The sequence below is a fragment of the Paracoccus sp. pheM1 genome (assembly GCF_018499825.1).
In the GTDB taxonomy this organism is placed as follows: domain Bacteria; phylum Pseudomonadota; class Alphaproteobacteria; order Rhodobacterales; family Rhodobacteraceae; genus Paracoccus; species Paracoccus versutus.
Genome location: NZ_JAGXCX010000001.1, coordinates 2420668 through 2433587, shown reverse-complemented (window position 1 = coordinate 2433587; position 12920 = coordinate 2420668). Strand labels below are relative to the sequence as shown.

The 12920-nt window shown below is 69.5% G+C and carries 14 protein-coding genes; 7 read left to right on the top strand and 7 right to left on the bottom strand.

Translation table 11 applies throughout. The annotated features are described in order from the left end of the window. The first annotated feature begins 7 nt into the window (after positions 1–7). Positions 8–1081: an alpha/beta fold hydrolase gene (locus tag KF941_RS12340; protein WP_214273454.1), complete on the top strand. Its 1074-nt coding sequence runs from the start codon at positions 8–10 to the stop codon at positions 1079–1081. On the opposite strand, the gene KF941_RS12335 is transcribed toward KF941_RS12340, so the two are convergent. Both KF941_RS12335 and KF941_RS12330 read right to left on the bottom strand, forming a co-directional pair. Further along, a complete protein-coding gene (locus KF941_RS12335; protein ID WP_116223208.1) occupies positions 1078–1674 on the bottom strand; it encodes a Smr/MutS family protein in 597 nt (198 codons plus the stop codon). The genes KF941_RS12340 and KF941_RS12335 overlap by 4 nt on opposite strands. Before the next feature lie 3 nt (positions 1675–1677). Continuing rightward, the gene (locus tag KF941_RS12330) at positions 1678–2334 is read right to left on the bottom strand and encodes a Tim44/TimA family putative adaptor protein (RefSeq protein ID WP_072462134.1); all 657 of its coding nucleotides are present in this window, start codon (positions 2332–2334) and stop codon (positions 1678–1680) included. 114 nt (positions 2335–2448) lie between these two features. Here KF941_RS12330 and KF941_RS12325 point away from each other — a divergent pair, with 114 nt between their 5' ends. The 3 genes from KF941_RS12325 (at position 2449) to KF941_RS12315 (ending at position 4349) form a co-directional block, all read left to right on the top strand. Further along, positions 2449–3018, top strand: coding sequence for an FxsA family protein (locus tag KF941_RS12325; protein ID WP_214273453.1), 570 nt, complete (start codon positions 2449–2451; stop codon positions 3016–3018). A gap of 49 nt (positions 3019–3067) precedes the next feature. Then, entirely contained in the window at positions 3068–3592 is a 525-nt protein-coding gene (secB, locus tag KF941_RS12320) for a protein-export chaperone SecB (RefSeq protein WP_036758599.1), read from the top strand. Between the two features lie 148 nt (positions 3593–3740). After that, the gene (locus tag KF941_RS12315; RefSeq protein ID WP_072462133.1) at positions 3741–4349 is read left to right on the top strand and encodes an HD family hydrolase; all 609 of its coding nucleotides are present in this window, start codon (positions 3741–3743) and stop codon (positions 4347–4349) included. Between the two features lie 44 nt (positions 4350–4393). Here KF941_RS12315 and KF941_RS12310 read toward each other — a convergent pair whose 3' ends face one another. The 3 genes from KF941_RS12310 to KF941_RS12300 form a co-directional block, all read right to left on the bottom strand. Then, positions 4394–4702: an H-NS histone family protein gene (locus KF941_RS12310; protein WP_036758604.1), complete on the bottom strand. Its 309-nt coding sequence runs from the start codon at positions 4700–4702 to the stop codon at positions 4394–4396. Positions 4703–4783: 81 nt separating this feature from the next. Then, on the bottom strand, positions 4784–5332 hold the full coding sequence (locus tag KF941_RS12305; protein WP_036758606.1) for an ActR/PrrA/RegA family redox response regulator transcription factor: 549 nt from the start codon (positions 5330–5332) through the stop codon (positions 4784–4786). A gap of 52 nt (positions 5333–5384) precedes the next feature. Then, on the bottom strand, positions 5385–6026 hold the full coding sequence (locus tag KF941_RS12300) for an SCO family protein (RefSeq protein ID WP_214273452.1): 642 nt from the start codon (positions 6024–6026) through the stop codon (positions 5385–5387). 89 nt (positions 6027–6115) lie between these two features. Between KF941_RS12300 and KF941_RS12295 the strand changes: the two genes are divergently transcribed. The 3 genes from KF941_RS12295 (at position 6116) to KF941_RS12285 (ending at position 9856) form a co-directional block, all read left to right on the top strand. Further along, positions 6116–7459, top strand: coding sequence for an ActS/PrrB/RegB family redox-sensitive histidine kinase (locus tag KF941_RS12295; protein WP_139293963.1), 1344 nt, complete (start codon positions 6116–6118; stop codon positions 7457–7459). Between the two features lie 75 nt (positions 7460–7534). Next, on the top strand, positions 7535–9130 hold the full coding sequence (locus KF941_RS12290; protein WP_214273451.1) for a PAS-domain containing protein: 1596 nt from the start codon (positions 7535–7537) through the stop codon (positions 9128–9130). 60 nt (positions 9131–9190) lie between these two features. Further along, entirely contained in the window at positions 9191–9856 is a 666-nt protein-coding gene (locus KF941_RS12285; RefSeq protein WP_240540290.1) for a 5'-methylthioadenosine/S-adenosylhomocysteine nucleosidase, read from the top strand. A 298-nt stretch (positions 9857–10154) separates the two neighbouring features. Here KF941_RS12285 and KF941_RS12280 read toward each other — a convergent pair whose 3' ends face one another. Together KF941_RS12280 and KF941_RS12275 are read right to left on the bottom strand one after the other, a co-directional pair. After that, on the bottom strand, positions 10155–11780 hold the full coding sequence (locus KF941_RS12280; protein WP_214273450.1) for a DUF4139 domain-containing protein: 1626 nt from the start codon (positions 11778–11780) through the stop codon (positions 10155–10157). Positions 11781–11886: 106 nt separating this feature from the next. Next, entirely contained in the window at positions 11887–12909 is a 1023-nt protein-coding gene (locus tag KF941_RS12275; RefSeq protein WP_036758613.1) for an aspartate-semialdehyde dehydrogenase, read from the bottom strand. Between the last annotated feature and the right edge of the window lie 11 nt (positions 12910–12920).

Sequence of the window (12920 nt, the reverse complement as noted above, 5' to 3'; positions counted from 1 at the left end):
GGGGGACATGCCGGGGCGGATCCTTGTTTCGCTGTTGCTGCTGCTGGCGGCCTGCGCGCCGCGCGGCGAGATCACCGTCGCCCCAGAGGCGGCGCGCCTTCGCCATGTCGAGCGCATCTATGTCGCCAGCAACCGCACCCCCGAGGGCAGCCGGCAGGAAGGCGTCAGCTTTGGCCGGGTCGATGTCTCGGTCCCGCCCGAGCGGCGGCCCGGCACCATCACCTATCCCCGCAAGGGCGCGAGGCCCGATCCGCAGCGGGACTTCCTGGTCTCGGAATATGCCCGCTTTGCCCGGCCCGAGGATTTCCAGGCCGACCTGCGCCGCGCCGTCGCCGCCCGCCCGCCGGGCGACCGCGACGTTGTGCTGTTCGTGCATGGCTACAACAACACCTTCGCCGAGGGGCTCTATCGCTTTGCCCAGATCGAGCGCGACCTGAGCCTGCCGGGCGTGCCCTTGCATTTCTCATGGCCGTCGCGCGGGCAGCCGTTGGCCTATGCCGCGGATCGCGACAGCGTGCTTTATTCCCGCGACGGGCTTGAGCGCAGCATCGAGATCGCCACCGAGGCGGGCGGCGGCAGGGCGATCCTTGTCGCGCATTCGATGGGCGCCCTGCTGCTGATGGAAAGCCTGCGCCAGATGGCCATCGCGGGCGAGCGCCGCACCCTGGACCGGATCGGCGCGGTGGTCCTGCTTTCGCCCGACATCGACGTGGGCGTGTTTCGCACCCAGGTCCGGGCCATCGGCAGGCTGCCGCAGCCCTTCGTCATCTTCACCTCGGGGCGGGACCGGGCACTGAACCTGTCGGCGCTGATCTCGGCCGAGCCGGTGCGGCTGGGCAGCCTGACCGATGCCGGGCCCGTGGCGGACCTGCCGGTGATGCTGGTCGATGTCGGTGCCTTCTCGACCGGGGACGGGCATTTCAACGTGGCGACCTCGCCGGCGCTCTTGCGCATCCTGGCGCAGGCGCAGGAGCTGAACAGCGTGTTTTCCGAGGACGTGGGCGGCGGGGTCGGGCCGCTGACCCGCGCGGCGCTGCATGCCGAGCGGGCGGCGCAGATCGTGATCTCGCCGGCTTTCTAGCGGCGCAGGTAGACGTAATAGGCGCCCTCGCCGCCATGGCGGCGGTGCGCGGGGCGGACTTGCAGCACCACGGCGTTCAGGGGCGGCATGTGCAGCCAATGCGGCACGTTGTGGCGCAGCGCGCCCGGCCTGACCGGCAGCGGCGCGTCCGGCCCGCCTTCGCGCCCCTTGCCGGTGATGACCAACACCAGCCGCCGCCCTTCGGCCTTGGCTTGCAGGATGAAGCGGATCAGCACCGGCTGGGCCACGGCCAGCGTCATGCCGTGCAGGTCGATGCGTGCCTCGGGGGCGAGCTTGCCGCGGCTCATCTGGCGATGCGTCTTGTGATCCATGCGCAGCGGCTGGGCATGCAGCGCCTCGCGCGGGGGCGGCGACAGGTCCAGCCGAGTCGAGCCCGAGCCGGGCTGCCCGCCGATCCGCAGCCCGGCCAGCGGCAGGGGCGCGGCCTGCGGCATGGCGGGCGGCTTTTTCAGCGGCTGGGGCGCAGGCGCGGGCTCCGCCTGCTTGCGGGCAGGGTGCATCGGCACCGCGGTCGCGGCGACGCGGGACCACAGGGCCTTGTCCTCGGCCGAGAGTCCCCGCCGCCGTGCCATGGTTCAGGCCGTGGCGACCAGCTGCCAGTTCGGGTCGTCCTGACCCATGCGGCGGGCGAAGGTCCAGGTGTCGCGCTGCTTGCGGGCGGCCTTGGGGTCGCCCTCGACCACGTTGCCGTCGGCGTCGCGGGTGGCGACGATCATCTCGCCGACGAAGCGCACCGAAAGCTCGGCCATGCCGGTCGCCGGGGTGAACTCGGCCCCCGCCAGCGCGGTTTCGCGGGTGCCCAGGAACTGCGCCTCGGTGGTCAGGTTGCGGGCCTTGCGATCCTCGATCACCGATTCGAACGCTTCGGCCACCGGCGGCGCCAGGAAGCCGCGCACCTCGGACAGGTCGCCGCGCTCGAAGGCCATCAGGATCATCTCATAGGCGGATTTCGCGCCGGACAGGAACGGGCCCACGGCGAAGTCGGGCTCGACCCGCTTCATCTCGGCCAGGGCCTTGGCGGCGGGGCTGCCCGGTTCGGCATGGTCGGTGATGTCGCTGTCGCCCGCCTCGGCGGTGCCGTCGATCACGTCGAAGCGGCGGCGCTGGACCGGCTCTTCGGGGACGCGCGGCGGCTCGAATCCGTCGCGGGTGCCAAGAACCCCGCGCAGGCGCAGGATCAGGAACACGGCGATCGCCCCAAGGACGAGCAGTTGCAGCAGGGGGTTCGACATCAACGGACCTAACGAGCTTTGTAACGGCGCTTTCGCATGCTTATGTAGGGTGAGGACCGGCCCAAGTCCAGTTTGGGCGCCGGGAAATAGAAAGTGCCGGAGGAAAAAGGCGTTATGTGGCTGCTGTTGCCCTTCGTGATCCTGCCCATCGTCGAGATCGCGCTGTTCATCCAGGTGGGGGGCGCGATCGGCGTCCTGCCCACCATCGCGCTGGTCCTGGTCTCGGCCGTGGCCGGCGTGGCGGTGATGCGCCACCAGGGCGCACGCGCCGCGCTGGACGTGCAGCGCGCCATGCAGGATTTTCGCGATCCCGCCCGGCCGATGGCACATGGTGCGCTGGTGATGATCGCCGGGCTGCTGATGGTGGTGCCGGGCCTGTTCACCAGCACGCTGGGGCTTTTGCTGCTGATCCCGGCGGTGCGCAGCCTGATCCTGCGGCAGATGGCCGCGCGCATGCGGGTGACGGGCGCCGGCTTCAGCTATCGCCAGAGCTATGGCGCCGAGGGCGATTTCGGCGCCGATCCGGCGGGCTTGCGCCGCGGTCCCGGCTGGCGCGAGGACGGGGTGATCGACGGCGAATATTCGGTGCAGGACGACCCGCCCGGCCCGGTGCGCGAAGGGCTGACCGACCAGGGCGACGCGGCGCCTCCGCGGCGTGGCAATTCCGGCTGGACCCGGCATTGAGCGCCGGGCGGCGGGGTGCTAGAACCCCGTCAGATCCGAGGAGATTTCCATGAGCGACGAGAACAACAGCGACGCCGCCGCCGCGTCCGAGGCCCAGAATGCAGCGCAGCCGGCCGTGCGGCTGCAGATCCTGACGCAATATATCCGCGACCTGTCCTTTGAGAACGCGGTAGCGCAAAAGGGCCTGCCCTCGGGCGAGGTGCAGCCGGAAATCAGCGTGCAGGTCAGCCTGGATGCCCGCAAGCGCCCGACCGAGCACCAATACGAGGTGATCAGCAAGTTCCGCGTGCAATCCGCGAACGCCGCCGACAAGTCGCCCCTGTTCCTGTGCGAGCTGGATTACGGCGGCATCTTCCATGTCGAGGGCGTGCCCGAGGACCAGCTGCACCCCTTCCTGATGATCGAATGCCCGCGCATGATGTTCCCCTTCGTGCGGCGCATCGTGTCGGACATGACCCGCGACGGCGGCTTCCCGCCCTTCAACATGGACCCGGTGGATTTCGTGGCGCTTTACCGCCAGGAAATCGCGCGCCGGGCGCAGGCCCAGCGGCCGGCCGACCAGCCGCTGTCCTGAGCTGATCACTTCTGCGTGAGGCAGGCCCCCATCGGCCCGCGGCTCCCCCGGTCGCGGGCCTTTCGCTTGTCCGGTGCACCCGCCCAGGCGGCGCTGGCGCGGCCGCGGCGATGGCGCTAGTTTCGCGCGGCACAAGACGGAGAGCGGCATGGCGAAAGGCGCGAAACGGGCCTGGCAGAGGATGCTGTCGGGGCGCAGGCTGGATCTTCTGGACCCGACGCCCATGGATGTCGAGATCGGCGACATCGCCCATGGCCTTGCCTTCGTCGCGCGCTGGAACGGCCAGACCCGCGGCGACTGGGCCTATAGCGTGGCCGAGCATTCGCTGCTGGTCGAGGAAATCCACGCCCGCAGCAACCCCGATTGCGAGCCGCGCTGGCGGCTGGCGGCGCTGCTGCACGATGCGCCGGAATATGTCATCGGCGACATGATCTCGCCGGTCAAGGCGGCGCTTGGGCGGGAATACGGGGAAATGGATGCGCGGCTGGCGGCGGCGATCCATCGCCGCTTCGGCCTGCCCGCGCAATTGCCGGCGGTGGTGAAACGCGCGATCAAGCGGGCCGACCGCATCTCGGCCTGGCTGGAGGCCGTGCAGATCGCCGGGTTTTCCAGGGCCGAAGCGGACCGCCTGTTTCCCGCGCCCCGGCCGGAATTGCTGCAGGGGCTGGAAATACGCCTGCGCCCGCCCCTGGAAACGCGCAATGCGTTTTTATCGCGCTTTACCCAGCTTATTGCGGAAATCGACCGCAAAGCGTGATCCCGGACGAAAAAGCCCCGCATCCTGGATGCGGGGCGATGGGCTCAGATTTCCATGGCGTCCAGTTTCTTGCCGGCATCCAGCGCCTCTTGCACCCAGCGCGGCTTGCGGCCGCGGCCGGTCCAGGTCTGCGAGGGATCGGCGGGATTGGCGTATTTCGGCGCCACCTTGCCGCGCGCCTGCTTGGCGACGGTCAGGTCGGCAAGGTTGAAGCCAAATTCGCGCGCCGCACTTTCGGCAGCCGCCAGCGCCTCGCGCTTGCGGCGGTCCTCGAAGGTGGAAATGGCACGGTCGAGCTTGTTGCGCAGATCCCGAAGTTCCCGCAAGGACATTGCGTCCAGGTCTATGCTCATATCTTTATCCTTGGTTTTGGCAGTATGCTCTCACTATTTGCATTCCAATATGAATTGCAATCTTTTTTGAGAACCGGATTATTAACGCGGGCTGCGTTTGGCCAAAATCCGCTGGAGAGTCCGCCGGTGCATATGCAGCCGGCGCGCCGTTTCGCTGACATTGCGGTCGCATTGCTCATAGACGCGCTGGATATGTTCCCAGCGCACCCGGTCGGCCGACATCGGCGTTTCGGGCGGGGGCGGCAAAGTGTCGCCCCGCGCCAGCAGCGCATGGGTCACGTCGTCGGCATCCGCCGGTTTCGACAGGTAATCCGTCGCCCCCATCTTGACCGCGGCCACCGCCGTCGCGATGGCGCCATAGCCGGTCAGCACGACGATCCGGGCATCCTCGCGCGCCTCGCGCAGGGCATCCACCACATCGAGCCCGTTCCCATCCTCGAGCCGCAGATCGACCACCGCATAGGCGGGCGGGTGTTCGGCCACCGCCGTCCGCGCCTCGGCGACCGAGGCGGCGCGGGCGACCGAGAAGCCGCGTTTTTCCATCGCACGGGCCAAACGGTTCAGAAAGATCTCGTCGTCGTCGACCAGCAGCAGGCTGGGGTCGGGGCCGATTTGGTAATCCTCTGCCATATTCACTTGCCCTTGAAAGTTCACTGTTGATTAGAGTGTTTTGTCCAGTCGGTCAAACCCCGTTGCCTGACGCCGCGTCAATGAAACAGGCGGTGCGTTCCGCAAGTTGCTGCGCGGAAAGCTCGCGGCCGAAGAGCTCGACAGTGCCGATGCCGGGAATCACAAGATAGGTATTGGTCATGTGATCCACCAGATAGTTCTGCGGATCTTCCTGGTCATTCACCTTGTAATAGTTGCGCCAGGCTTTCGCGACCGCATCAATCTCGGCCGTGGTTCCGGTCAATCCGATCATCCGTTCGTGCATGGCCTGGGTAAAATCGCCCAGCACCTCGGGCGTGTCGCGTTTGGGATCGACGGAAATGAAGACCGGCGTGACCGTCATTCCCCGTTCCTCCAGCATCGCCACCGCCTCGGCATTGCGGGCGCTGTCCAGCGGGCAGACATCCGGGCAATAGGTATAGCCGAAATAAAGCAGCGCCGGCTGCGCCAGCACCTGCCGGTCGCTGACCCGCCGCCCGTCCTGGTCCGTCAGCTCGAAGGGCGCGCCCAGACTGTCCAGCCCGCCCTGCACCCCGCCCTGGCGGCAGGGGGCAAAGGGATCGGCCGCGCCGCGCGACAGCCACAGCCCGCCCGTCACCAGCACCAGGGCCGCGGCCAGGCTGCCGAGGATCAGGATCGTTCCGTCTTTGCCCATCAGGCGCGTCTCCGTCCGCTTGGACGCATTGATCGCCCATCCGGCCATGGGTATCAATGCAAAAGCCCGTCCCATCAGGAAGTCCCAGCGTGCCCCTCGGCCTTGTTTCCCACCGCATCGACCTGCTGCCCGGCCAGCCCGCGCCCGAGCCGATCCGCCTGCGCACCCTGATCCTGCTGCGCTGGGTGGCGATCGCGGGACAGCTGGCCGCCGTCGGCGCGGCGCTGGTGATCGGGGCGGATTTCCCGCTGGCGGCGGTGCTGGCGGTGATCGGCCTGGCGGTGGCGCTGAACCTGGCGCTGACGATGCGGCCGGACCGGCGCATCTCGGCCCGCGAGGCGGCCTGGCAGCTAGGCTTCGACCTGGGGCAGGTGGCGGCGCTGCTGGCGCTGACCGGCGGGCTCTCGAACCCATTCGCCCTGCTTTTGCTGGCGCCGGTGACAGTCGCCGCCACCGCCCTGCCGCCGCGGCAGCTGCTGGCGCTGGGGGCCGCAACCTTCCTGATGGTCACGCTGTCGGCGATCTGCGCCCAGCCGCTGACCTTCGGCGCCGGCGGCCTGGTCACGCTGCGCGAGCCGCTGCTGGTCGGCCACTGGTTCGCCATCGTGATCGGCGCGGTGTTCTTTGCCGGCTATGCCCGGCTGGTCGCGGCCCAGGTCAACGCCACCTCGGACGCGCTGTTCGCCGCCCGCCTTGCGCTTGAGCGCGAGCAGAGGCTGCAGCATCTGGGCGGCGTGGTCGCCGCCGCCGCGCATGAGCTGGGCACGCCCCTGGCCACGATCAAGCTGGTCAGCGCCGAGCTGGCGGACGAGCTGGACGAGGCCCTGCCCGAGCGCGAGGATCTGGCCGAGGACGTGGCCCTGCTGCGCCAGTCCGCCGACCGCTGCCGCGACATCCTGAAATCCATGGGCAGCGCCGGGCGCGACGACCTGCTGATCCGCTCGGCCCCGCTGACCGAGGTGCTGGCCGAGGCCGCCGCCCCCCACCGCGGCCGCGGCGCCGAGATCATGGTCCAGCCCCCGCCCGAGCCGCTGATCGTCCAGCGCGACGCCGCGGTGATCCACGGGCTGCGCAACCTGATCCAGAACGCCGTCGATTTCGCCGCCCGCCGCGTGACCATCGAGACCGGCGCCGACCGCCGCGACCTGTGGGTGCGGATCGCCGACGACGGGCCGGGCTTTCCCCCCGCGCTGCTGCCGCGCATCGGCAGCCCCTTCCTGACCACCCGCCCGCGGGCCGAGGACGGCCGCAGCTACGAAGGCATGGGGCTGGGCCTGTTCATCGCCAAGGCGCTGCTGGAACGCTCGGGCGCGCGGCTGCGCTTTGCCAATGGCGCCAAGGGCGGGGCCGAGATCCTGGTGACATGGCCGCGCGACATGATCGAGGCCCAGGATCGTATCCCCCTGGGCCCCAATCCCGAGATTCTGGCCTGATCTCCAGCCGCGTTAACCACTTCTTAAATTATCCCGCTATAGTTGTAGGTGGCTGTATCGTGCGGGGATGTTTCGATGGTTGCGCAATTCCTTATCGCCTTCGCGGCGGCGGGGCTGGCCGTCCTGCTGGCGCTGGTGTGGCTTCGGCTGGCGGACCGGGGCCTTGCCGGGGCGCCGGTGGCGCGCGGATTGGAGCGTGCGCTTGAACCGATCGCCTTCCTGTTTCGCGACGGGACGCTGGTCGATGCCACCGTGCCGGCGCGCACCCTGCTGGCCAGCCTGCCCGGCGACAGCGAATGGCAGCGGCTCAGCGCATGGCTGGGCATGCGCCTGCCGGAATTCAGCGCGCTGCTGCCCGACCTGGGCGGCGCCGCGCGGATCGAACTGACAGAGCGCGGCGGCCACAGCCCGCTGCGGCTTCTGGCCGAGGATCTGGGAGAAGGGCTGCTGCGGCTGACGCTTGCCGACCCCGCGGCCGAGGATGCCGGCATCCTGGTCGATTCGCTGTCCCTGCACGCGATGGAGCAGGAGCTGGAAATCCTGCGCAGCGCCATGGACCATTCGCCGATGCTGGCCTGGCGGCAGGATTTGCAGGGGCAGGTCACTTGGGCCAATTCGGCCTATCTGAACCTGGTCGAGGCCAAGGCCCAGGGGCAGACGGTCTGGCCGCTGCCCCGCATCATCGACTTGTCGGCCCGGCCGGTCCAGCCCGCCGCCCCCGGCGGCGCGCGGCGGATGCAGATCGACCATGACGGGCAAAGCCGCTGGTATGATTGCCACCTGCACGAGATCGGCGGGCAGACCGTGGCCATCGCCCTGCCCGCCGATGCGGCGGTGCGGGCCGAACGCTCGTTGCGCGAATTCGTCCAGACCCTGACCAAGACCTTTGCCGACCTGCCCATCGGGCTGGCGATCTTCGACCGCGAGCGCAACCTGCAGCTGTTCAACCCGGCGCTGATCGACCTGACCGGGCTTGCCACTGGCTTCCTGACCGCGCGGCCGACGCTTTACGCCTTTCTCGACCGGCTGCGCGAGGCGCGGATGGTGCCGGAGCCCAAGGATTACCGCAGCTGGCGCAACCAGATGAACACGCTGGAGGCCGCCGCCTCCTCGGGGCACCATGTCGAGATGTGGTCGCTGCCCGGCGGGCAGACCTATCGCGTGACCGGCCGGCCGCATCCCGACGGCGCGGTCGCCTTCCTGTTCGAGGACATTACCTCGGAAATCTCGCTGACGCGCAAGTTCCGCGCCGACCTGTCGCTGGGCGCCGAGGTGCTGGACGCGCTGGAGGATGCGGTGGCGGTCTTTGCCGCCAATGGCGAGCTGCTGATCTCGAACCGCCGCTATGCCGAGCTGTGGGGCGCGGCGGCGCCCGCCACGCTGGAGGGCCATGTGCAGGTCTGGACCCAGGCCTGCGGCGCAAGCCCCGGCCTGGTCGCCCTGCGCGACGCGCTGAACGCGGCGCTGCCGGACGAGCCGCTGCGCGGGGCCATGGCCGGGCCGGCGGGCGGGCTCTTGTCCTGGGGGCTGCGCGGCCTGTCCGGCGCGCGGCTGCTGCTGAGCTTTGCCGCCCCGGTGCCGCCCCTGCCGATGGGGCGCGAGGCGCCGCGCGCCGCCGACAAGCCCGAGCCCGCGGCATCTGCCGCGATGCAGCGCGCCCTGACCGGCTGATCGGGTCTTGCCCTGCGGGCGCGGCTGCGCTTCCCTTGCGAAAACTGTCGGAAAGGGATCATGGATGGCGGATGCAAGGGGGCGGTCGTGACCGCGGGGCCGGATGTCCTGGCCGGGCGGCGGGTGCTGTTCGTCATGGCCGTGGATGCCGAATACGGCCCGCAACTGCGGGCGCGGATCTCGCCGCTGATGACCGGCGTCGGCCCGGTCGAGGCGGCGGTGGCGCTGACCGCGGCGCTCTCGGTCCTTCAGGCGCGGGGCGAGTTGCCGGACCTGGTGGTCTCGCTGGGCTCGGCCGGTTCGCGCCGGCTGGCGCAGCTGGGCATCTACCAGGTCGCCTCGCTGGAATATCGCGACATGGATGCCTCGGCCCTGGGTTTCGCCAGGGGCGAGACGCCGCTTCTGGGCCTGCCGGTGCGCGTCGAACTGCCCTTGCGAATCCCCGGCATTGCCGCGGCCAGCCTGGCGACCGGGGCCAGCATCGTCAGGGGGGCCGGCTATGACGCCATCGCCGCCGAGATGGTCGATATGGAAAGCTTCGCGGTGCTGCGCGCCTGCCAGCGCTTCGACCTGCCGCTGATCGGGCTGCGCGGCATTTCGGACGGGGCCGAGGAACTGGCGCAGCTCTCGGACTGGACGCGCTACCTGCACCTGGTCGATGAGCGCCTGGCCGAGGCCGTGGACCGGCTGGCCGAGGCGCTGGAGCGGGGCGAACTGGCGCTGTAGGTGGTGCCGTCCTTGGCGGCTCCGGCGAGAGGCATGGCGCGCCCGCGTCCAGCCCGTCCGGTGCCCTTGCCGCGTCGCAGGGGGCGTGTCATCGGGGCAAAGCCGGCCTGCGGCAAGATGCGCCGGCCGGCGCCTTGCGGGATGGCGCCATCGCCCAGCACCACCGCGGCGACAAGGGCTGCGGCATCGTCGCCGGCGATCTCGATCATCGCGTGGTTGCGCATCATCGACCCGTCGACCGAAAGCGGGAAGGGCTTGACCAGCCCTCGCCCCCCCTTGCCGGCGGCGGGCCAGGCGCCTAGTCGCCGCCGACCAGCACCTGCCCCTCGGGCCAGCGCAGCGTGGTGGTCAGGGTGATGATGCGTTCCTCGCCCGCGCCGATGCTGCCGTTCCAGACCAGCAGCCCGCGCTTGCCCTCGGGGTCGGTCTCGTCGGGGCTGGGATCGGCGGACCAGTCGATGCGCAGGTTTTCCTGGGTCGAGACCGGCACGCGGTCGATCACCCGCAGCGGCCATTCCTCGCCCGTCAGGTTGCGCAGCCGCAGGATCGCGGTTTCCCGCCGCTCCGAGGATTTCGAGATCAGCCCGCGATTGCCCTCGATCTCGTCGGGGATGCGGCGTTCCAGCTTGATGCTGGTCAGCGGGCCGAAGCCCAGCTTCATGTCGTCCCCGGCGGCGGTCAGTTCCAGCGCGCCGCGCCCGACCATGGCGCCGTCGGCATGAAAGGTCGCGTCGCCGGGCAGGATCACCGCCCCGGTGGAGTTCACCGTATCCGCCACCAGATAGGCGGTGTCGTCGCGGCGCGGCACCGCCTCGGCGACGATCTCGGGCGCCAGCTCGTGCGAATCCAGCGGCAGGCGCAGCGCATCGGCGCCGGCGCGCATGTCCACCGGCGTCGGATAGTCGTAGACCACGGTCTCGCCCACCATCCCCGCCAAGGCCGCGCCGGCCATGGGTGCCGGTGCAGCTATCGCGCGTTCCATCGAATCCATGGCGGCTTCGGCCATAGGCGCGGCCGAGCGGCTGTAAAGCTTGGCCTCGGACTCGCCGATGCGGGGGAAGTCCGGCTGCAATTCGCTGGGCGCCGACTGGTCCATCGGCCGGGCTGTGGACAGCACCAGATGCACGCCGCGCCAGTCCTCGCCGGTGTCCTGCCGCACCAGCAAGCCGCGATCCAGCCGCAGCCTGCCCTCCTTGCGCTGCAGGGACAGGTCGTAGACCGGCACCCAGCTGGCCGCGCCGGTCAGGCTGGTGATGCGGATGCGGGCGGGCTGGCCCTGGCCCTGCACGGCGATCACCAGCGCGCCGCGATCCGCATCCGGGCCGCGCAGCGCCTCGAGCCGGGCCTCGGCGCGGGCCAATTCGTCGGCCAGCTCCTCGCGGCCGGCATCGGCGGCCTCGGCTTCCAGCCCGGCGCGGATCGCGGTCTGGCGGGCCTGCAGCAGCTGTTCGCCCACCACGCGGGCCAGCGCCGCGATGTCGGCGGTGCTGGCAGCGTCGGATTCGGCCAGCTTCATCAGGAAGTCGATGCTGTCCTCGGCCGCCTCGGCCCGCGCCTTGATCTCGGCCACGCCGGCATCGCGTTCGGCCAGCGCGGCTTTCAGGCGGCGGACCTCATCCTCGGCCGCGCGCAATTCGGGGGATTTCGCCGGGGTTTCCGGCAAGGCGCGTTCCTGCTGGAGGCCGGTCGCGCCGATCACCGCGCCTTCGGCCGCAATGCGCAGGCTGGCGGGGTCGATGCCCGCGGGCATGCCGGGGATCACCAGCTCATGCGCGCCGGCGGGCAGGTCCAGCGCCGCCTCGCGGGTGACGCCGGCACCCCAGGGATAGACGGTGACATCGGTGACGCGGGCCACGGTCTCGATCCGATCGGCCAGGGCGGGGCCGGCCAGCAGGATGGCGGTGGAAATCAGCAGATGGCGCATCGGGCCCCCCTTGTCATGACCCGGCCAAGGTCCGCGAGGGGGCCCCGAAATGCAAGAGGGCGCCCCCGCGAAACCCGCGGGGGCGCCCTCACATATCCGTATCGGATCAGCCCTTCTTCAGGCAGCGATTGCCCAGAAGCTCGGCGATCTGCACCGCGTTCAGCGCCGCGCCCTTGCGCAGGTTGTCGCTGACGATCCACATGTTCAGGCCGTTTTCCACCGTCACGTCCTGGCGGATGCGGCTGACGAAGGTGGCGAAATCGCCCACGCATTCCACCGGGGTCGAGTAGCCGCCCGGCTCGCGCTTGTCGATGACCAGGATGCCCGGCGCCTCGCGCAGGATGTCGCGGGCCTCGTCCTCGTCCAGGAAATCCTCGAATTCGATGTTCACCGATTCCGAATGGCCGACGAAGACCGGCACGCGCACGCAGGTCGCCGTGACCTTGATCGCCGGATCGACGATCTTCTTGGTCTCGACCACCATCTTCCATTCTTCCTTGGTGTCGCCGCTGTCCAGGAAGACGTCGATCTGCGGGATCACGTTGAAGGCGATCTGCTTTTGGAACTTCTTCGGCTCGACTTCCTGGCCCGGAACATAGACGCCCTTGGTCTGGTTCCACAGCTCGTCCATGCCCTCTTTGCCGGCGCCCGAGACCGATTGGTAGGTCGAGACGACCACGCGCTTGATGCGGGCACGGTCATGCAGCGGCTTCAGCGCCACCACCATCTGCGCGGTCGAGCAGTTGGGGTTCGCGATGATCATCTTGTTGCGGTAATCCTCGACCGCGTCCGGGTTCACCTCGGGCACGACCAGCGGGATCTCGGGGTCGTAGCGATAGAGCGACGAGTTGTCGATCACCACGCAGCCCTGCGAGGCGGCGATGGGCGCATAGGTCTTGGTCGCGTCCGAGCCGATGGCGAATAGCGCGATGTCGCAGCCGGTGAAGTCGAACCCCTCGATGTCCTTGCATTTCAAGGTCTTGTCGCCATAGCTGACCTCAGTGCCAATGCTCCGGCGCGAAGCCAGAGCGACAACCTCATCAGCAGGAAACTGGCGCTCGGCCAGGATGTTCAGCATTTCACGGCCCACGTTCCCCGTGGCGCCGGCGACAACGACCTTGTAGCCCATTGGGGTCTCCT